Here is a 20,191-nt window from a genome sequence, read left to right as displayed (position 1 = left end):
GACATGAGCCGTATGTTCCCCCTCACCCCAGCCCTCTCCCTCAAGGGAGAGGGGGCCGTCCTTGCAGGCATTATTTTGTAGGCAATCCTCAGCCCTGCGGGGGGATTTTTATAGCGAGTCCTTCACCACAATCAACGGCTCGATATCGCTCTCTTTCTTCACCACCAGCGAGTCATCGCCGCGCAGACAGGTTCCGCCGTAGTTCCCGCCCACGGTGAAGGTGCAGACCTGTATGTACTTGCCGTCGACCTTCGGCAGGCACCACAGCTGCTGGTAGATGTTTTTGCGGTCGACAAACTTGCCGCTGGATTTATCCAGCAGTTCGTCCTGAGCGCTGATGAGATCGATATTGCTGCCGCAGCGGCCGGCAATCGGCTTGACGGCATAGCCGGTCTGCTTCAGCAGATCGTTAACCTCAAAATCGGTGTCGAGCAGATAACGGTGATTCGGGAACAGCTGCCACAGTACCGGGAGAATCGCCTTGTTGCCGGGAATAACGGTCCACAGCGGTTCGAAGACCAGCACCTCCGGGCGCAGCAGGACGTCAATCAGGCGCACCTCGCCCTCGGGATATCCGGTCCGAATAGGCACGGCGGCGTATTCTGTTTCGCTTACCTCGCGGATCTGCTCTATCGCCGTTTCCCACGCCCAGGTTTTCCACACGCAGTTGACGTGGCGACCTTCGTCGTCAATCAGCTGTCCGGCGGCATCCCAGCTGAGCGCCTCCAGCCCGTGCAGAATTTTGGTCTCGAACCCGGCCTGCATCAGCGAACGCTGAATAAAGAGCGCGTGGTAATCCTCTTCGACATCGTTGTCCTGCATGATATGGACGAACGGCCGCGCGTGGCTGTGCTTCCACGCGCCGGTCAGCTCTTCCAGCAGCCCTTCCGCCGGGTTATGCCCGTTGCCGCGATAGCCGTTTTTCACCCACTCTTCGAGAATCAGCCCGCCCTCGGTATGGCAGGACGCGGAGTCGGCGTTGTACTCGTAGACCTTAATGCCGCGCTCATCCATGCAGAAATCCATACGACCGGTTATCATATGGTGGCGACGCCACTGCCAGGAGAGGCGCAGGCGCGGCCAGAGGATTTTCGGGATGTCGAAAAGCGCCAGCAGGCTGTCGTCTTTCAGCACCTTGTCCGTCGCGTGCAGGTACATCAGGTGCAGTTCGTTGGTGGCCTTGATCAGCTCCTGCTCGGCGCTTTCGGTAATGGTGAAGTACTGGCAGGGATCTTTGTTGATCACATGGCCGTTGGCGCGGATATACGCCTGCTGCAGCGCGTCATTTTCGTTAAGCCATTTTCCGTCGAACTGACGCTTGTTTTTCAGCCGCGCGCCGCTGATTTTCAGCAGTTCGCCGTCGATTTCCGGCTGGGGAATGCTGTGTTCCGCGTCGTCGGTCTGGATCATCCAGCCGAGAATCTCCGTGTCGTTGAAGGTGTCATGGATCGTGTAACACCCGTTCTCCACGCTCAGACGCAGCTCGCGCGTCCACTGCTGCCCGAGCGGCAGCGGGGAGTGAATCACGTTCTGCTCCGCAATTCGCACCCTATCGTCGAGAAGCTGGGTGATCACCGCCACGTGGCCGGTCTCGTGAAACTCGCCGCCCTTTTGCCAGATCAGCAGCGCCCCGGCGCGCGGCGCGCGTTTTGAGCCGTTGGCAAAAGCCTGAAGAGGCAGAATGTTATCGTTCACCACCTGGCGCAAAAAGCGCAGGGAGAAGATTTCCCACGCCATGCCGACGTCGGTAAACACGAAGCCATAGTTGAGAAACAGGAAACGGCGGGCAAACTCAACGCATTGCCACTTGTGGCCCATGTATTCGTTGCCGATATAGCTGCGAAAATCCGCGTCTTCCGGGTATTTTCGCGGGTCCAGACTGCCGTAATTTGAAGAGTAAATCGCCACGCCACCGGGCGCATAGCCTAACAATGTCCCGAATGGCGCATCACTGCTTAACTTTCCTTTACGCATGTATCCAACCTAAAACAGGCAGGCGGCAATTTTTTTAAGGGTTGTCGTCGTCTGCACGTTGTAATTAACCTGACAGAGGGACATTTATCATACACCTGCGCGGCGCATTAACTACATGTTAAACAGCCAGCATGCCGCGAAATGCCCTGGCGCGATCTCCCGCATGGCAGGCTCCTGCGTCTGGCAAACCGGCATGGCGTGCGGGCAGCGGCTGCAGAACTTACAGCCCGGCAGCGCGGACGTGGGGCCGGGAATGTCGCCGCGCAGGGTGGCGTCTTCGAGATTGCGGATGCGCGGATCGGGCTGGGGAACCGCCGCCAGCAGCGCGCGGGTGTAAGGGTGCGCCGGACGTTGATACAGTTCATTCGCCGGGGCAACCTCCACCAGTTTACCGAGATACATCACCCCAATGCGGCTGGAGATATGCCGCACCATGGAGAGATCGTGGGCGATGAACAGATAGGTTAGCCCCAGCTCCTGCTGCAGATCCTGTAAAATATTCACCACCTGCGCCTGCACCGAGACGTCCAGCGCAGAGAGCGGCTCATCGCACAGCACAAATTCAGGATGCACGGACAACGCGCGGGCGATACTGATGCGCTGACGCTGGCCGCCGCTGAACTCATGCGGGAACCGTTCAAGGTGCTCGTGCTTCAGCCCCACTTTGTAGAGCAGCGTTTCCGTACGTTCCCGCTGTTCTTCGCGGCTGTAGCCGTGGATCTGCATCGGCTCGGCCACCAGCTGTCGCACCGTCATTCCGGGGTTGAGCGAGGAGTAAGGATCCTGAAAAATCGCCTGCATCCGTTTACGCAGCGGCTTAAGCTCTCTTTCGTGGGCGTGAGCAATCGCCTGCCCGGCGAAGTGGATCTCGCCCGAGGTGATATCGAAAAGGCGCAGGATGGCGCGCCCGAGGGTGGATTTTCCGCAGCCGGACTCCCCCACCAGGCCAAACGTCTCGCCGGGCTGGATATCAAAGCTCACGCCATCAACCGCCTTCACGGCCACGCCTTTACGCAGCAAACCGCCGTTGAGCGGATAGTGCTTGCGCAGATCGCGCACGCTCACTAATGGCGCCAGTTGTTCACTCATGCCTGAATCTCCTTGTCTGCCCATAGCCAGCAGGCGGCGCGATGGCCCTCTCCGGCGGTGTAAAATGCGGGCTGCCGTTCACACTGGGGCATGCGTTTCGGGCAGCGTTCCGCGAACGGACAGCCCGGCGGCGGGTTAAGCAGGCCAGGCGGCGAACCTTCGATCGGCGATAAACGCTGATTGACCTCATCCGGGCGCGGCAGCGAGGCCAGCAGCCCCTGGGTGTAAGGATGCGCAGGGCGATAAAAAATGTCCTCTACGCTCCCCTCCTCCATCACCAGCCCGCCGTACATCACCACCACGCGGCTGCAGACCTGCGCCACCACGCCGAGATCGTGGGTGATCAGCAAAATCGCGGTCCGGGTCTGCTGCTGCAGGCTTTTCAGCAGGCGCAGGATCTGCGCCTGAATGGTCACGTCCAGCGCGGTGGTCGGCTCATCAGCAATAAGAAGCTTCGGGTTGCAGGAGAGCGCAATGGCGATCATCACCCGCTGTCGCATCCCGCCGCTGAACTCGTGGGGATACTGGTCGTATCGCCGTTCCGCCCCGGCAATACCTACCTGTTCCAGCATGGCGATGACCGCCGCTTTGGCCGCTTTTTTGCTGAGCCCTTTATTGCGCATCAGGATCTCAGCCATCTGCTTGCCGATGGTCAACACCGGGTTCAGGGCGGTCATTGGATCCTGAAAAATCATCGCGATCTGGTTGCCGCGAATGGCGCGCATCTGCGCGGGCGTTTTCTGCGCCAGATCCTCATTCTGGAAGCGGATGCTGCCGCCGGTTATCCGTCCGTTGCTCCCCAGAAGCTGGATAATCGACTTGCAGGTGACGCTTTTCCCGCAGCCCGACTCACCGACGATGCCGACGAGTTCGCCCGGCTGAACCTGAAAGCTCACGCCGCGCACCGCGTGAACCTCGCCCTCCCGGGTGCGGAACGTGGTTTGCAGGTTCTCAAGCGCTAATAAGTTACTCATCGCGATTCGCTCCCGGCTCAAAGGCGGTACGGAACACATCGCCCAGCACGTTAAAGCTGAACACCGTCAGCAGGATCAGAATGCCGGGGAACATCGCCAGCCACGACGCTTCGCCAATATAAGACTGCGCGTTGTTAAGCATGCTTCCCCACGACGCCGCGGGCGCCTGCACGCCCAGCCCTAAGAAGCTCAGGGTTGACTCCATCAGAATGGCCGAGGCGATATTAAGCGTGGCCGCCACAATAATGGTCGGCAGCACGCCGGGAATGATGTGGCGCACGATGATGCGCAGCGGATGCTCTCCCGAGGCGCGGGCATAAAGCACGTACTCGCGCTCTTTCACCGACAGGGTTTCAGCACGCACCAGACGCGACATGTTCATCCACGTCAGCAGGCTGATAATCAGAATGATGTTATCCACGCCCGGCTTGAGGTAAGCATTCACTACCAGCAGCAGGAAGAAGGCCGGAATGGCCATCAGGATATCCACGGCGCGCATCATCAGGTTATCCAGCCAGCCGCCAAAATAGCCGCTCACCGTTCCCACCACCGTGCCGATAAGCGTGGAAAAGAGCATGGCGAGAAAACCGACCATCAGGGAGATCTGGCCGCCATACAGCGCGCGGGTGAAGTAGTCGCGGCCGTATTCGTCGGTGCCAAACCAGTGCGCGGCATCCGGCGGCAACGTGCGCGCGCCGAGCGCCATCCGATCCGGATCGTACGGGCTTAACCCCGCACAGAGCGCGGCGACAACGAAAATAAAAAGCACAAACAGGGAGAACTGCGCCGGACGGTTGCGGCGCAGCTGGTGACGAACCTGCTGCCAGCGTCTGCTCATCCGGGCTACCTCAGCGTACGAATGCGGGGATCGGCGAAGCGATAAAGCACGTCGGCGATCAGGTTTCCGACGATCAGCATCATCGACGAGAGCATGATGATCGCCATAATCAGGGGGTAATCCAGCGAGGCGATCGACTGGATCCCGAGCAGCCCCATCCCCGGCCAGGAGAAGACGCTTTCCGTCACATAGGCCCCCACAATCAGCTCTCCGAACGACAGGCCGAACAGGGTAATCACCGGCAGCAGCACGTTTTTCAGCACGTGGCGGAACAGAATACTGGAACGCGTGGCGCCGTAGGCAAGCTGGGTCTGCACGTAGTCGGCCGAGAGCTGCGAGATGGTGTTGGAGCGGATGTAGCGCACGTAGCTGGAGAGGTTGTAGAACGTGAGGGCAATACACGGCAGCACGCCGTGACGCAGCAGATCCAGCCCGTTATCCTCCATGCCGATGGTGCGCATCCCCATGCTGGGGAACCAGTTAAGCTGCACGGCAAAAATGGTGATGAGCAGGATGCCGAACCAGAATATCGGAACAGAAATGCCGATATAGGCGAATAAATTGAGCAGATGATCCAGCCAGCGGTGCTTAAATGCCCCCGCCAGCAGCCCCAGCGGGATCGCCAGCACGATCGCCATCATCAGCGACGCGCCCATCAGCCCCAGCGTGGCCGGTATGCGTTCGCCGATCATCTCCAGCACCGGGCGGTGGTAAATCAGCGAATAGCCGAGATCGCCCTGCAGGACGTTTTTCAGCCACAGGACGTACTGCGTGACCAGCGGCTTATCGAGCCCCAGGCTCTGGCGAATACGCTCGATGTCTTCCGGGGCCATACGCGGCGTAATGTACGCCGCCACCGGATCGCCGGGCGCGAGCTTGACCAGCAGAAACGCCACCAGTGAAATAAAGAACAGCATCGGCAGCAGCTGCAGCAGCCGACGCGTGAGGAGTGTGTTCACGACGTGCCCTTTCAAAAGCCCCGACCTGACGGCCGGGGCAATCACTTATTTCTGATAGATTTTTGACAGATCCTGGAACAGATAGACCGGTTTCGGCTCCGCTTCCTCGGTGCCGCCAAAACGCTTGTCCACAGCGACGGTCGCATTGGTGTAGGCGATCGGGTAGTAGGTCATGTCGTTTGCCACGGTCTGCTGAATTTGCTTATAGATATCGGCCCGTTTTGCGGCGTCGGTTTCCACTGCACCTTTATCCCACAGGGCATCAAACTGCGGATTTTTGTAGTGCGCGTAGTTATAGGCTTCGTTGCTCATGAACAGCGATTTGTAACCGTCCGGCTCGGAGCCCATGATGTAGCCGCCCAGGTTCAGCTCCCACGCGGTGTTGTTCATATCGAGGCTGCGCTGAGACATGGCGTTGGAGTCCAGCGGCATCAACTCCACGTTCACCCCAATGCCCTTCAGCGCCTGCTGAATGTAGAGCGCCATGCTCTCCTGGGTTTTGTTGGTGTTCACGTACGCCAGGCGCAGCTTGAGATTGTCGGGCGCGCCGGACGTCTTCAGCAGCTCTTTGGCTTTTTGCAGATCGAACTTGTACTGTTCGACGTCATCCGTCTTGTAAAGCGTATCTGGCGTCAGGAACGACGTTGCCGGTTTAGCGTAGTCCAGTGAGGTAAACGCGGTCTGGGTGAGCTCGTCCTTGTTGATGGCATACGCGATGGCCTGACGCAGCGCTTTGCTCTTCATCACCGCCACGTTCTGGTTGAACGTCATATAGGCCAGACGGCCTTCCGGATAGACCACGAAGTCAAACTTACCGGTATTTTTCAGGCGGTTCACGTCCTGCGGGTCAACCATCTTGAGGTTGATTTCCCCGTTTTGCAGCGCAAGGTTGGCGGCGTTGCTGTCTTTGGCGAAACGGTAGGTGACCGAATCAAGCTTCGCTTTGCCGTTCCAGTAATCGTCAAAACGGGTCAGGGCGTAATATTGCCCGGCGCGGTACTCTTTGAATTTGAACGGCCCGGAACCTACCGGCGCATCGTTTTTGCTGCTCTTTTCCAGGTCGCCTTCACCGGCGAACACGTGCTGCGGGATCGGGTAGATTTGTACCAGGGTGCCGGTAAAGGCCGCGCTGACCTGCGGTAGGGTGAATTTGACGGTGCGCTCATCCACCTTGCTCACCTGTACCGGCTTGTCGCCGTAGGTGAACATGCTGCGGAAGATGCTGTGCTGTTTGGCATCCAGCAGCTTATTGAACGTAAAGACCACGTCGTCCGCCGTCAGCGGCTGGCCGTCCTGCCATTTGAGGTTGGGTTTTAACGTCAGGGTATAGCTCAGGTTGTCGGCGGAAGGCGTCAGGCTTTCCGCCAGGCCCCACTCAATGTTGCCGTTATTAAAACTGTACAGCGGGGCATAGAGCGCCTGCATGATCGTTAACGTCGTACGGTCACTGGCATAGAGCGGATTAACGGCTAACGGGTCGCCGGAGGTAATTCCAATAGTTAGCGAACCGCCCTCTTTTGGCGCGTCGTTTTTTGCCGCTGAGGGCGTATTTGTCTCTTTATTTTTCGCATCATCACAGCCCGCCAGGCCTAACGCGAGCGAAACGACCACTGCCGATAACAGAAGCTTGCGCATCTCACTAACTCCTTGCCTTATAAAGTGTTTATTACTGCATCTTTTATTTATGTTGAAGCATCATATTCAGCTTTATCGGTTTACGCATTAATTATGAAAATGCGATTTTCGATTAAGCTTATGCCGGATTTGATATATATAAGCGCCGGAAGGAATAGCGGCAGATCGATTACGCTCAGTTCGTTAAACGCTTCACAAATCTCCTGCTACACTGCCTCAACACATCACTCAAAAGGCAGGCCAACATGTCAGACAACACGTATCAGCCACCAAAAGTGTGGGAATGGAAAAAGAACGGCGGCGGCGCGTTCGCCAACATCAACCGCCCGATTTCCGGCGCGACCCATGAGAAAGATCTGCCCGTGGGCTCCCACCCGCTGCAGCTTTACTCTCTCGGAACACCGAACGGTCAGAAAGTGACGATCATGCTCGAAGAGCTGCTGGCGCTGGGCGTGACGGGCGCGGAGTACGACGCATGGTTGATCCGCATCGGCGAGGGCGATCAGTTCTCCAGCGGGTTTGTTGAGGTGAACCCGAACTCGAAAATACCGGCGCTGCGTGACCACTCCACGAACCCGCCAACGCGCGTCTTTGAATCCGGCAATATCCTGCTCTATCTGGCAGAGAAATTCGGTCACTTCCTGCCGAAAGATCCGGCTGGACGCACCGAGACCCTGAACTGGCTGTTCTGGCTGCAGGGCGCAGCGCCGTTCCTCGGCGGCGGCTTTGGCCACTTCTACAACTACGCGCCGGTAAAAATTGAATACGCGATTGACCGCTTCACCATGGAAGCCAAGCGCCTGTTCGACGTGCTGGATAAACAGCTGGCGCGCGGTCGCTACGTGGCGGGTGAAGAGTACACCATCGCGGATATCGCCATCTGGCCGTGGTTCGGCTGCGTGGCGCTGGGCAGCGTCTATAACGCCGCCGAGTTCCTCGATGCAGAGAAGTACACAAACGTGCAGCGCTGGGCGAAAGACGTGGCGAATCGCCATGCCGTTAAGCGCGGCCGTATCGTTAACCGCACCAGCGGCGAGCTGAACGAGCAGCTCCACGAACGCCACGCGGCGAGCGACTTCGATACCAATACGGAAGATAAGCGTCAGGCGTAATGTTCAGCCGGGCGGGTCCCCGCCCGGCAACTGAGATCCCAGCCCAGGGCATGATTAGCTTAAAGGTTGAGCCGGTATTGCTGGCACTATCTGGACGTTTTTCTCGCGTCAGAGAGTGAGAAATGACGTCTCAACCGACAGCAGTCACAAAGGATCTGTTATGAAACTTATTAAAACAACGCTGGTTATCAGCGCCCTCATTTTTTCCACCTCGGGAATGGCTATCGACAAAACCGCCGCTGGCGCGGTAGCAGGCGCGGCCATTGGTGCGGCCACGGGCAAAGATCTGAAATCGACCGTTGGCGGCGCCGTCGTGGGCGCAGGCACAGGTGCCATGTTCAAAAACGGCGGCAAAGGTAAAGCCGCGCGTAAGGGCGGCGCGGTAGGTGCTGCCGTAGGCGCAGGTGCCGCGGCGGTTACCGGCAAGAGCGTGCTGAAAGGTGCAGCCGTTGGTGCGGGCACGGGCGCGCTGATTGGTGAAGCGACGCACTGATAAATACAGCCGGGCAGCGCTCTGCGAGCCCGGCCTCGTTGTTATGCAGTAATCCCTCCGCACAAAGTCTCAAATTTTTGCGATCCGCTTTCAGAAATCACATCTTCCCCTGTGTCACAACCCCGTGAACAGTTGCCTGCCGTAGCCTGAAGATTACAATGCATTTGCTTATCGTAAACTACAGGCTACAATAATGGCTAAGGTCAAACACTACATCACAGCAGACGGGTACGACCCTTTTGATGCATATCTGAGAAGTGTGAAAGATCCCATAGCAAAAGCCATGATTGCTACACGTGTCGCCAGAATGTCTACGGGTAACTATGGTGATTGCAAGCCATGCAGAGAGAGCGTTTCAGAACTCAGGATTGACCAGGGGCCGGGTTACCGCGTCTATTTCAGCGAAGTCTTCGATCCGGCAGATGGCGCAGTGAGTCTGGTGCTATTGACTGGAACGAAAAAAAAGCAAAATGCAGATATTGACAGGGCCGTTGAGTATCTCAACGACTACAAGCGCAGGATATCAGAGGAAATCGGAATGGCTAAATCAGTACTTCATGATGACGCAATGGTACAGCTCCTGAAAGATTCTCCGGATTTCGCGCCCGTATATCTTCATCAGGCTTTTATTGAAATTGACGAGCCCGGAGGCTATGAGGCGTTCATGCTGGCTTTACGACATGTGATTGAAGCTTCTGGCGGGATGACCGTCATTGCTAAACGTGCAGGCATTTCTCGCGAATCACTCTATAAATCACTTTCACCAAACGGTAACCCTTCATTTAAGCGTATTGCGGAAGTGGCATCCGCAACGGGATATCCGATTTCCCGAATTGCAGCTGCAGGGTTAAACGCACCAGCGTGAGACGCACGTCAAAATACGCCCGGATGTGCTAGCCGCGCGAAGCATCAATGACGATCGTCATGCTGAAACGCCATTGGAAAAGGCGGTAAGAGACATGCCTGCATGCCGCCTCATCTGTTGCATTAATACTTAATGTCCCGCGCTTTTTGTCTTCCGGACTGTTTCATCTGACGCTTGTCCTGACGGCAGTCGTGATTACTCTGGTTATTGTTCGCCACGCAGGTCTGCTTCACCTGCCGCGACGCGTCGCGGGTTTCCTGCCTGACATCACGCGCCACGCGCCGCTCCTGCGCCTGCTGGGTCGCACTGGCAGAAACCGAGAACAGCATCAGAAGAATGCAAGAAAGGACAGGAATGACAGATAACGATCTGTTCATAGCAACACCTCGGAGAAGAGAGCCCAGAACGTCAGGGGGTTAGCAAAAGAATAGCAGTTTCAGAAGGGGCTGAATGGGGAAGGCGTTAATAATATAAGGCCGCACAAGGCGGCCTTGTACGTTGCGTTATGCCGTCAGGCGGAACTTCTGCACCGAGCGCTGAAGCTCTTCGGTCTGGCGCTCCAGCGCCGCCGCCGCGGCAGAAACTTCTTCAACCAGCGAGGCGTTTTGCTGGGTCACGCCGTCCATCTGGGTAATGGCAATCCCGACCTGCGAAATACCCTTGCTTTGCTCCTCAGAGGCGGAAGCGATTTGCTTCATGATGGTTGTCACTTCCGTCACGTCGCGCAAAATCGCATCCATGGTGGTGCCGGTGTCGCTCACCAGCTGCGCCCCCTGCTCTACGCGGGAAACGGAATCGGTAATCAACCCTTCAATCTCTTTAGCCGCATTGGCACTGCGGCTTGCCAGGTTGCGAACTTCGCCTGCCACTACTGCGAAACCACGCCCCTGTTCGCCGGCACGCGCCGCTTCAACCGCCGCATTGAGTGCCAGAATATTCGTCTGGAAGGCAATGCTGTTGATCACATTGGTGATTTCAGCAATTTTCTTCGAGCTTTCCGAAATACCGCTCATGGTGGTCACCACCTCTTCCACCAGCGAGCCGCCGCGGCTGGCGGTAGTTGAGGCCACATCGGCCAGCTGGCTGGCCTGACGCGCGCTTTCCGCGTTCAGTTTCACCGTGGCGGTCAGCTGTTCCATGCTGGCTGCCGTCTCTTCCAGCGCAGCCGCCTGCTCTTCGGTACGGGAAGAGAGGTCGTTGTTACCGCTGGAGATTTCCGTCGCGCCGCGCCAGATATTTTCACTGCCGGAGCGAATCGTGCTGACCGCTTCGCGCAGGCTGTCCTGCATCGCGCTCAGCAGCGGCACCAGCTGCCCCACGCAGTTGCGGCCGAACGGCTCAATGGGCTGGCTGAGATCGCCCTGGGCAATCTGGCGGAACTGCTGGCGAATGCGAGCCAGCGGTTTGACCAGCATCGCCACCAGGTAACGGTCGGTGAAGAGCAGGATCAGCAGGCCGATAATCGTGGCGACGATAATCACCGTGCGGGTCATGCTTGTCAGGCCGTCCACCACCACGCGGGTGCTGTCGAGCGACTTCGCGGCGGCATTGTTGAACGCCTCAGCGGCCGCACCGAACGCGCGGCTCAGCGGTGGCGTGACGTTGTTGGCCTGCTGGCGATACCCCTCCAGAGCCCCCTGCTTCGCCTGCTGCATTTGCGGCGTGACGCCCTGTTCAAGCAGCGCCTGCCAGGAGCCGATCACCCGTGAAGAGATCTGCTCGTCCATCGGGCCTGGGGAGATCGCTTTCATCTCGGCCAGTTTCTTGCCCATGTTATCCAGCGCCTGTTGGGCGGAGGACAGATCCGGCGTGCCGCCTGCGGCTTTGACTTCCATTGCGCGGCTCAGACGGGTCACAAAGCGGAAATATTGATCGTTACCCTGGCTGAGTACCGTCATCTGTTTAACCAGCTGGCGGTCGACTTCATTGCCATCCGATACGCGAGAAAGGGACCAGGTGCTGTACAACCCAACGCCCGCCCACATTAAACAAAAGATCCCGAGAATCGTCAGCATGACGAAACGGATCGTGAAATTACGGAGCATATTCATAAGTCTTCCTTGCCGTGAGGGTGAGTTCGCCCAGAGGCGAGTACTACTCTCGTTATCGGCAGGAAAGAGGGAAATTATAACGTTTTGTGATCATTTTTAATTAGCGTGGCTTCACTGGTCACACAGCTGCCGTTAATCATTAGGCCCGCGCTTAGTGATGCAATTTGTGATGTGATAAGTGCAGAGTGGGAAAGCGCTTTGAATCTGTGGCAGGCGTCGTCGGATAAATAGTGCTGTCTGATGCCCTCACCCCGGCCCTCTCCCACAGGGAGAGGGAGAAAGGCCGCACCGAGCGGTCCCCTCGCCCCTTTGGGGAGAGGGTTAGGGTGAGGGGTAAGGTGTACTTTATTTCTTACTGATCTTATCCAGATACCCCATCACAAACGCAGACAGCACAAACGTCAGGTGGATGATGACGTACCACATCAGTTTGTTATCCGGCACGTTCTTCGCGTCCATAAAAACGCGCAACAGGTGGATAGAAGAGATCGCCACAATCGACGCGGCCACTTTATTCTTCAGCGACGAAGCATCCATTTTGCCCAGCCAGCTGAGCTTCTCTTTACGCTCGTCGATATCGAGCTGGGAGACAAAATTCTCGTAGCCGGAGAACATCACCATCACCAGCAGCCCGCCCACCAGGGTCATATCCACCAGCGACAGCAGCACCAGAATCAAATCCGCTTCGGCAATAGAAAAAATGTTCGGCAGAACATGCCAGATTTCCTGAAAGAACTTAATCGTCAGTGCGATAAGTGCCAGCGAGAGGCCAAAATAGACGGGGGCCAGTATCCAGCGGGAGGCGTACATGGCATTTTCAAAAAAGCGTTCCATAAAGTCCTGTTTGCAAAAGAAACCAGCGCCCAGTATATCTCAACGGCGCTGGCTGTTTGCAATAACTCAACGGTACGTCACTCAGACGTTGTCTGGGTTAACTTCGGGACGTGCGTACTCCGGCCAGACTAGCGCCACCAGTTCAGGATAGGCTTCCAGACTGAACTCGCGAAAACACTGACGCAAATTTAATACGTCCAGATCGGAATAAGAGACCTTCTCGCCGTTAAGACAGCGCTTTTTAATATTGTCATAATATTTATAGACTGCTGAATTCAGATCGCTACAGCGACGCTGCGCCTCAAACAGTCCAGGCGTGTCATTAATTTCCGACATTTTCATGCGCTTAATTGTCGCGTGTAAAAAGTCGATATATTCGTGGTTCACCCGCCAGTACCAGACAGGCGTAACGGAGTTCATCAATACAGAGAAATGGTCTTCCCCTTCCTCTTTTGTCATCAGTTCAGGTTGCGGGGGTTCACTGGTGTCTTTCGACACTTTCGTTTTATTGAACTCCTGCATCAATAAAAGCACACCAGCGGTCAGTAATAGTAATGTGATGACCGTAAAAAAGATGCTGTTCATGGGTAGGCTCCATTTTTTTTGATTTTAAATTTGCCTCATGATATTGTCAACGAATCTCACGCCTTTACCAACCCCACCCTGTTGAAAATAAAGGAAATTAAAAATGCTGCCCGACTATCTCGTCCCGGCTAAGTACCACATTACGCCTGTGGAACAGCAACCGATGGAAGCAGAAAAAGAGGCCAGTTTCACTCAGGGGAAAAGAAAGCTCTCTGATTTCGAGCCCGATATATTAATTGGTGTTTCCCGAACTGGCAAATCCCGAAATATGTTGCTGGAAGAGCACGATCGCCATATAAAAGATCGCTTATTTCGCGCCATAAAAATTGAAGCCTTTGTCCACCTGCTGAATGACCTGCAGGCCGAGGGTGAAATAGATTCCCAGAAACTAAGTCAAATAATGGCTGAAAAAACCGAAGAAATTAATGAAGCGGGCAATGAAATTTGGCTTAATTTAATTACGCGCGAAAAAAACAACCCAATCTTTTATAGCCTGGGGGAAGATTAACGTGAAAGAAGTTAAAAACAACGACGTTTATTTGACTTTAGATGATAAAAAAAGTGATGAATTTATCTTAAAGCAAAATCTCGAGGCGCTGAGAAACACAAAAAATGACGAGATGACGCGTATTACGCAAGACCTGGTATCGATCCCGGCGACGCTGGTTCGTCTGAAATGGCAGAATCGCCGTGAAATTTATCCGTTGCAGGTCAAAGAAGAAATTTACGGTGCCGTGATGAACGCCATCATAGAGCAGCGTCCCGAGCTGAAAGAGAAGCTTCTGGGACGTCTTGAGGCCAATTATCAGTATCTGCTTGCCAGAGAAATCTCCACCCTGCGTCTGACGCGCAAGCTGTCCGACGGTGAGTACCGTACCTCAAACGTCACCTGCGTGGCGCTTGATGAGGACGCGCTGGCAATCCCTTCTACCGCACCGACGGATAATAAAAACGCTTAAGCCGACAGGCATAAAAAAAGCCGGCTTTCGCCAGCTTCTTTATCACTTCGAGGCCGCTTTCTCTTCGCCGACCAGTCCAATCTTCAGGTAACCCGCCTGATGCAGCGTGTCCATTACCTTCATCATGGTTTCATAATCAACGGTTTTATCCGCGCGGAAGAAGACCGTGGTGTCTTTCTTACCGCCCGTAAGCTGCTCCAGCGCCGGGATGACCGAGTCGGCCGTCACCGGGTCGTTCCCGAGGAACATTGATTTATCCGCTTTCACCGACAGGTAGATAGGCTTCTCCGGGCGCGGCTGGGGCTGGCTGGAAGAGGCGGGCAGATTCACCTTCACATCCACCGTCGCCAGCGGCGCGGCCACCATGAAGATAATCAGCAGAACCAGCATGACGTCGATAAACGGCGTCACGTTGATTTCATGCATTTCGCCGTTATCGTCCAGATTTTCGTTTAGACGCATCGCCATACTCTTAACCTGCGCGCAGTTTAGACGCCGCGTGCACCGGCTTAACCGAGCTGGCGTTCAGGTCGAGATCGCGGCTTTGCAGCAGCAGAACCTGCGCGGCAACATCACCCAGCGTGGCTTTGTAGCTGCCAATCATGCGTGCGAAGATGTTGTAGATAACCACCGCCGGGATAGCGGCGACCAGACCGATTGCCGTCGCCAGCAGCGCTTCTGCGATACCCGGCGCCACGACCGCCAGGTTGGTGGTTTGGGTCTGCGCGATACCGATAAAGCTGTTCATGATGCCCCAGACCGTTCCGAAAAGACCGATGAACGGTGAGATCGCGCCGATGGTCGCCAGATAGCCATTGCCGCGTCCCATGTGTCGGCCAACGGCCGCAACGCGACGCTCCAGGCGGAAACCGGTACGTTCTTTGATCCCTTCGTTATCTTCACTGCCAGCGGAGAGTTCCAGCTCGTTCTGCGCTTCGTTCACTAACAGGGTGGTCAGGCTTTTCGCGTGGAAGGATGAGGTCATATCTGAAGCCTGATCCAGAGAGCGGGCTTCAGCCAGCTGCTGCTGTTCCCGCTTAAGGCGACGCTTCTGCGAAAGCAGCTCGGCGCTTTTGCTGAAGAAGATAGCCCAGGTGACAACGGACGCCAGAATCAGGCCGATCATCACAATCTTAACCACGATGTCAGCATGCTGATACATGCCCCAAACGGAGAGATCCGTCTGCATCAAATTATTACCCACTCTGTATCTCCAGGACGCAAATCACAAAATCTGAGCGTAATAATATCAAAACGTCGTCGAATTGATAGTAGTTCTCATTAGTATTTGCATGGTGCCGTAATTTTCGTTCACTTTCCTTGCGCTTACGCAGTAAAAATTTCTTATGCAAATTTTTGCTAATATTTTCTGCTTATTCGATAAGCCCCGGGGTGCAGTTTTTTCCAATCGTGGTAGTCTGGACGTCCAGACGTATAAAAACAGGGTTAGCGAACATGACAAAGAAGCATCTTGATACCACGCTGGTACAGGCAGGACGCAGCAAAAAATATACGCAGGGATCGGTCAACAGCGTGATTCAACGAGCCTCCTCGCTGGTGTTTGATACCCTAGAGGAGAAAAAAATCGCCACGCGTAACCGCGCGAAAGGCGGGCTGTTTTATGGCCGTCGCGGCACGCTGACCCATTTCTCTCTTCAGGAAGCGATGTGCGAGCTGGAAGGCGGCGCGGGCTGCGCGCTGTTCCCGTGCGGGGCGGCGGCGGTCGCCAACACCATTCTGGCGTTTGTGGAACAGGGCGACCATATCCTGATGACCAACACCGCCTACGAGCCCAGCCAGGACTTCTGCACCAAAATCCTCAGCAAGCTCGGCGTAACGACCGGCTGGTTCGACCCGCTGATCGGTGAAGGCATTGCCGAACTTATTCAGCCAAACACGCGCATTGTGTTCCTGGAATCTCCGGGATCGCTCACCATGGAAGTTCACGACGTACCGGCTATCGTGAAGGCCGTGCGCAGCAAAGCGCCAGAGGCGATCGTGATGATCGACAACACCTGGGCGGCGGGCGTGCTGTTTAAAGCCCTGGAGTTCGACATTGATATCTCGATTCAGGCGGCGACGAAATACCTGATAGGCCACTCTGACGGCATGATTGGCACCGCGGTTTCCAACGCGCGCTGCTGGGATCAGCTGCGTGAAAATGCCTACCTGATGGGCCAGATGGTGGATGCAGACACGGCCTACATGACCAGCCGCGGACTCCGCACGCTGGGCGTTCGCCTGCGTCAACACCATGAAAGCAGCCTGAAGGTGGCCGAATGGCTGGCGCAGCATCCGCTGGTTGAGCGCGTGAATCATCCCGCGTTACCGGGCAGTAAAGGCCACGAATTCTGGCAGCGTGATTTTACGGGCAGCAGCGGTTTGTTCTCGTTCATACTGAAAAAGCGGCTGAATCACGACGAGCTGGCGAGCTATCTGGATAATTTTACCCTCTTCAGCATGGCCTACTCCTGGGGCGGTTTTGAATCCCTGATCCTGCCTAACCAGCCGGAACAGGTTGCGGCTCTGCGTCCCGGCGGTGAAGTGGACTTCAGCGGTACCCTGATTCGACTGCATATCGGTTTAGAAAACGTTGACGATCTGATTGCCGATTTAGCAGCAGGGTTCGAGCGTATCGTGTAGAGTGCTGGCTGAAAATGTACTCCCTGGACGCTTTTGTGGACACCGCAAGCAGAAAAGTCTGCTTGAGTTGCGCCCGGGATCAAACCCGACGGGCGAATAAGGGAGTACAATAGCGCTATATCTGCTGTTCCACAGGAAAGTCCATGGCTGTTATTCAAGATATTATCGCGGCGCTCTGGCAACACGACTTTGCCGCGCTGGCGGATCCTCACGTCGTCGGTATCGTTTACCTCGTGATGTTCGCAACTCTGTTTCTGGAAAATGGATTACTGCCAGCCTCTTTTTTACCCGGTGACAGCCTGCTTTTACTTGCCGGGGCGTTAATCGGGAAAGGCGTCATGGACTTCACGCCAACGATGGTTATTCTCACTTCCGCAGCAAGCCTGGGCTGCTGGCTGAGCTATCTGCAGGGCCGCTGGCTCGGGAATACCCGCGTCGTGAAAGGCTGGCTGGCGCAGTTACCGCATAAATATCATCAGCGTGCGACCTGCATGTTCGATCGCCACGGCCTGCTGGCACTGCTGGCGGGGCGTTTCCTCGCGTTTGTTCGCACGCTTCTGCCTACGATGGCGGGCATTTCCGGTCTGTCAAACCGCCGCTTTCAGTTCTTCAACTGGCTCAGCGCCCTGCTGTGGGTGGGTGTGGTCACCACGCTCGGCTACGCGCTGAATATGATCCCCTTTGTGAAACACCATGAAGATCAGGTGATGACCTTCCTGATGGTGCTGCCGATGTTCCTGCTGGTGGCAGGACTGGTGGGAACCATCGCGGTAGTGATAAAGAAAAAGTACTGCAGCGCCTGATACCCTCACCCTGACCCTCTCCCCATAGGGGAGAGGGGAAAAGCTTAAGCTCCCTGCATCGTTCTTATACGTGATGCATCTTCTCCCGGCGTGACGCCGAAATATCGCTTAAACTCCCGACTGAACTGCGACGCACTTTCGTAACCCACCCGCATCGCCGCCGCGCTGGCCTTCATGCCGTCGTGGATCATCAGCATCCGCGCCTTATGCAGCCGGTAGGTTTTAAGGTACTGCAGCGGCGAGGTGCTGGTTACCGACTTGAAGTTATGGTGAAACGCCGAGACGCTCATGTTCGCTTCCGCCGCCAGCTGGTCGACGCTGAGGTTTTCCGTGTACTGGCTTTCGATACGCTTGAGTACGCGGCTTATCAGGCTGAAGTGGGTCTGTCGGCTCACCAGAGCCAGTAACGCCCCGCCGCCCGGGCCCAGCAGCACGTGGTAGAGAATTTCGCGGACGATCTGTTTGCCCAGAATACGCGCGTCCAGCGGCCTTTCCATCACGTCCAGCAGACGTTCAATGGCGCAGAGGATCTCTTCCGACAGCGTCGCCGAGTTAATCCCGCTCGACGCCATAGACGGCTGGAAGAATTCGTCTTCGCCAATATCCATCAGCAGCTCCTGCAGCTGAAGAATATCGACGTTGACGCGAATACCGGCCAGCGGAACGGCCTCTGTCGCGAAGGTTTCACATTCGAAGGGTAAAGGTACCGTCAGGAGCAGATATTCATTGGTGTCGTAGCGGAACACGCGCTCGTTGATATAGCCAATTTTATGGCCCGAGAAGAGAAAAACGATGCCCGGCTGGTACATGACCGGCGTGCGCGTCCCGGGCTGCGTGCCGTAGAGCAGGCGAATGTCAGGAAGCAGATCGCTGACGCCATTTTCTTTATCTATCAGTCTTTTAATCTGCGCAGTGAGCTGATGGCAGATCGCTTCACGGTTCATATTACGTTACTCCGGGTACGGTTTCCGACGTTGACAGTGTGCGTGCTTTTCCGCGCTTTCTCCAGCGCTCTGTAGAAATGGGCAAGACATCGGCAGGAATGTGCATTGAGAGGATAGCCCCGGACGGCCACAATGTGCAGCATCAGGTCGCCCTCTGCGCCACCACGGTTTTTCACCCACTAAAGGGAACGAGCAATGAACAACTTTAATCTTCACACCCCAACCCGCATTCTGTTTGGTAAAGATGCTATCGCCGATCTGCGCGCGCAGATCCCCGCTGACGCCCGCGTACTGATCACCTACGGTGGCGGCAGCGTGAAAAAAACCGGCGTGCTGGATCAGGTTTACAGCGCCCTGGACGGTTTGGACGTGCGTGAGTTCGGCGGCATCGAGCCAAATCCGTCTTACGAAACGCTAATGAACGCGGTGAAAATTGCCCGCGAAGAAAATATCACCTTCCTGCTGGCCGTCGGCGGCGGCTCCGTGCTGGACGGCACCAAGTTCATCGCGGCGGCAGCGCACTACGCTGACGGCATCGATCCGTGGCACATTCTGGAAACCCGCGGCAGCGACATTAAAAGCGCAATCCCGATGGGCTCCGTGCTGACCCTGCCGGCCACCGGTTCTGAATCCAACAAGGGCGCGGTGATCTCCCGTAAAACGACCGGCGACAAACAGGCCTTTATGAACGAACACGTTCAGCCTGTGTTCGCGATCCTGGATCCGGTTTACACCTACACCCTGCCTGCGCGTCAGGTGGCGAACGGCGTGGTCGATGCCTTTGTTCATACCGTTGAGCAGTACGTCACGTATCCGGTAGATGCCAAAATTCAGGATCGATTCGCGGAAGGCATTCTGCTGACGCTCGTCGAAGAAGGTCCGAAAGCGCTGAAAGAGCCGGAAAACTACGACGTTCGTGCCAACGTCATGTGGGCGGCAACGCAGGCGCTGAACGGCCTGATCGGCGCTGGCGTGCCGCAGGACTGGGCAACCCATATGCTGGGCCACGAGCTGACGGCGATGCACGGTCTGGATCACGCTCAGACGCTGGCCGTTGTGCTGCCTGCCCTGTGGAACGAAAAACGGGATACCAAGCGTGCCAAACTGCTGCAGTATGCCGAGCGCGTGTGGAACATCACCGAGGGTTCTGACGATGCGCGTATTGATGCCGCCATCGAAGCGACCCGCAGCTTCTTTGAAGGTCTGGGCGTGCCAACGCGTCTGTCCGGCTACGGCCTGGACGGCAGCTCCATCCCTGCCCTGCTGGCGAAACTCGAAGAGCACGGCATGACCCACCTGGGCGAGCACGGCGATATTACGCTCGACGTGAGCCGTCGCATCTACGAAGCGGCACGCTAAGCGTTTTTGCCCTCCCGACTTTCGTTTTTTGACATTTCGTCCAGACTTAATGCACAACCCATCGCCGGAGGAAC

21 protein-coding genes and 1 pseudogene are annotated in these 20,191 nt (G+C 56.2%); 9 read left to right on the top strand and 13 right to left on the bottom strand.

Annotated features, from left to right (window positions below; all coding sequences use genetic code 11):
- Positions 1-108: 108 nt before the first annotated feature.
- The 6 genes from gss to HCH49_RS15685 form a co-directional block, all read right to left on the bottom strand.
- Complete coding sequence (gene gss, locus HCH49_RS15710) at positions 109-1,974, bottom strand: bifunctional glutathionylspermidine amidase/synthase (RefSeq protein ID WP_221702969.1); 1,866 nt, start codon at positions 1,972-1,974, stop codon at positions 109-111.
- Positions 1,975-2,085: 111 nt separating this feature from the next.
- The gene (locus HCH49_RS15705; RefSeq protein ID WP_221702968.1) at positions 2,086-3,063 is read right to left on the bottom strand and encodes an ABC transporter ATP-binding protein; all 978 of its coding nucleotides are present in this window, start codon (positions 3,061-3,063) and stop codon (positions 2,086-2,088) included.
- Positions 3,060-4,037 (bottom strand): ABC transporter ATP-binding protein, encoded by a 978-nt coding sequence (locus HCH49_RS15700; RefSeq protein ID WP_221702967.1) that lies wholly within the window; start codon positions 4,035-4,037, stop codon positions 3,060-3,062. The genes HCH49_RS15705 and HCH49_RS15700 overlap by 4 nt, the downstream gene beginning before the upstream one ends.
- Entirely contained in the window at positions 4,030-4,875 is an 846-nt protein-coding gene (locus tag HCH49_RS15695) for an ABC transporter permease (RefSeq protein ID WP_023294546.1), read from the bottom strand. Before HCH49_RS15695 ends, HCH49_RS15700 begins: the two co-directional genes overlap by 8 nt.
- A gap of 5 nt (positions 4,876-4,880) precedes the next feature.
- Positions 4,881-5,834: an ABC transporter permease gene (locus HCH49_RS15690; RefSeq protein WP_033146639.1), complete on the bottom strand. Its 954-nt coding sequence runs from the start codon at positions 5,832-5,834 to the stop codon at positions 4,881-4,883.
- 45 nt (positions 5,835-5,879) lie between these two features.
- Entirely contained in the window at positions 5,880-7,469 is a 1,590-nt protein-coding gene (locus tag HCH49_RS15685) for an ABC transporter substrate-binding protein (protein WP_221702966.1), read from the bottom strand.
- A 245-nt stretch (positions 7,470-7,714) separates the two neighbouring features.
- On the opposite strand from HCH49_RS15685, the gene yghU reads away from it, so the two are divergent.
- From yghU to HCH49_RS15665, 4 genes and pseudogenes are all read left to right on the top strand, one after another.
- Positions 7,715-8,581: a glutathione-dependent disulfide-bond oxidoreductase gene (gene yghU, locus HCH49_RS15680; protein ID WP_023309162.1), complete on the top strand. Its 867-nt coding sequence runs from the start codon at positions 7,715-7,717 to the stop codon at positions 8,579-8,581.
- A gap of 160 nt (positions 8,582-8,741) precedes the next feature.
- The gene (locus HCH49_RS15675) at positions 8,742-9,074 is read left to right on the top strand and encodes a hypothetical protein (RefSeq protein ID WP_029740720.1); all 333 of its coding nucleotides are present in this window, start codon (positions 8,742-8,744) and stop codon (positions 9,072-9,074) included.
- Positions 9,075-9,267: 193 nt separating this feature from the next.
- A pseudogene (locus HCH49_RS15670) lies at positions 9,268-9,594 on the top strand (type II toxin-antitoxin system RelE/ParE family toxin); the annotation flags it as partial.
- An 18-nt stretch (positions 9,595-9,612) separates the two neighbouring features.
- Positions 9,613-9,939: a DNA-binding protein gene (locus HCH49_RS15665; RefSeq protein WP_032640599.1), complete on the top strand. Its 327-nt coding sequence runs from the start codon at positions 9,613-9,615 to the stop codon at positions 9,937-9,939.
- A 122-nt stretch (positions 9,940-10,061) separates the two neighbouring features.
- Here the strand turns inward: HCH49_RS15665 and HCH49_RS15660 are convergent, their stop codons facing one another.
- The 4 genes from HCH49_RS15660 to HCH49_RS15645 form a co-directional block, all read right to left on the bottom strand.
- Complete coding sequence (locus HCH49_RS15660; protein ID WP_023309166.1) at positions 10,062-10,316, bottom strand: hypothetical protein; 255 nt, start codon at positions 10,314-10,316, stop codon at positions 10,062-10,064.
- 126 nt (positions 10,317-10,442) lie between these two features.
- Entirely contained in the window at positions 10,443-11,990 is a 1,548-nt protein-coding gene (locus HCH49_RS15655) for a methyl-accepting chemotaxis protein (RefSeq protein ID WP_048977759.1), read from the bottom strand.
- Between the two features lie 345 nt (positions 11,991-12,335).
- Positions 12,336-12,824 carry a TIGR00645 family protein gene (locus HCH49_RS15650; protein WP_023309169.1) on the bottom strand — a complete coding sequence of 163 codons (489 nt, stop codon included), beginning with the start codon at positions 12,822-12,824 and terminating at the stop codon, positions 12,336-12,338.
- Positions 12,825-12,905: 81 nt separating this feature from the next.
- The gene (locus tag HCH49_RS15645) at positions 12,906-13,409 is read right to left on the bottom strand and encodes an ESA_00282 family adhesion-associated protein (RefSeq protein WP_023309170.1); all 504 of its coding nucleotides are present in this window, start codon (positions 13,407-13,409) and stop codon (positions 12,906-12,908) included.
- Positions 13,410-13,512: 103 nt separating this feature from the next.
- On the opposite strand from HCH49_RS15645, the gene HCH49_RS15640 reads away from it, so the two are divergent.
- Both HCH49_RS15640 and HCH49_RS15635 read left to right on the top strand, forming a co-directional pair.
- Positions 13,513-13,917: a hypothetical protein gene (locus tag HCH49_RS15640; protein ID WP_221702965.1), complete on the top strand. Its 405-nt coding sequence runs from the start codon at positions 13,513-13,515 to the stop codon at positions 13,915-13,917.
- A gap of 1 nt (position 13,918) precedes the next feature.
- Entirely contained in the window at positions 13,919-14,368 is a 450-nt protein-coding gene (locus HCH49_RS15635) for a hypothetical protein (RefSeq protein WP_064673307.1), read from the top strand.
- Positions 14,369-14,410: 42 nt separating this feature from the next.
- On the opposite strand, the gene exbD is transcribed toward HCH49_RS15635, so the two are convergent.
- Entirely contained in the window at positions 14,411-14,836 is a 426-nt protein-coding gene (exbD, locus tag HCH49_RS15630; RefSeq protein ID WP_023309173.1) for a TonB system transport protein ExbD, read from the bottom strand.
- Positions 14,837-14,840: 4 nt separating this feature from the next.
- Positions 14,841-15,572, bottom strand: a complete 732-nt coding sequence (gene exbB / locus HCH49_RS15625) for a tol-pal system-associated acyl-CoA thioesterase (RefSeq protein ID WP_023333405.1) — start codon at positions 15,570-15,572, stop codon at positions 14,841-14,843.
- A 251-nt stretch (positions 15,573-15,823) separates the two neighbouring features.
- Between exbB and metC the strand changes: the two genes are divergently transcribed.
- Positions 15,824-17,011, top strand: a complete 1,188-nt coding sequence (metC, locus tag HCH49_RS15620) for a cystathionine beta-lyase (protein WP_221702964.1) — start codon at positions 15,824-15,826, stop codon at positions 17,009-17,011.
- A 143-nt stretch (positions 17,012-17,154) separates the two neighbouring features.
- Positions 17,155-17,814: a DedA family general envelope maintenance protein YghB gene (gene yghB / locus HCH49_RS15615; RefSeq protein ID WP_023309176.1), complete on the top strand. Its 660-nt coding sequence runs from the start codon at positions 17,155-17,157 to the stop codon at positions 17,812-17,814.
- A gap of 44 nt (positions 17,815-17,858) precedes the next feature.
- Here the strand turns inward: yghB and HCH49_RS15610 are convergent, their stop codons facing one another.
- Entirely contained in the window at positions 17,859-18,758 is a 900-nt protein-coding gene (locus HCH49_RS15610) for an AraC family transcriptional regulator (protein ID WP_033146645.1), read from the bottom strand.
- A gap of 195 nt (positions 18,759-18,953) precedes the next feature.
- Here HCH49_RS15610 and yqhD point away from each other — a divergent pair, with 195 nt between their 5' ends.
- Positions 18,954-20,117 (top strand): alcohol dehydrogenase, encoded by a 1,164-nt coding sequence (gene yqhD, locus HCH49_RS15605; RefSeq protein ID WP_033146646.1) that lies wholly within the window; start codon positions 18,954-18,956, stop codon positions 20,115-20,117.
- The last annotated feature ends 74 nt before the right edge of the window (positions 20,118-20,191 follow it).

The organism is Enterobacter sp. Y17 (genome assembly GCF_019730495.1).
GTDB classification, from domain to species: domain Bacteria; phylum Pseudomonadota; class Gammaproteobacteria; order Enterobacterales; family Enterobacteriaceae; genus Enterobacter; species Enterobacter asburiae_B.
This window is presented reverse-complemented; position numbering and strand designations above follow the sequence as displayed.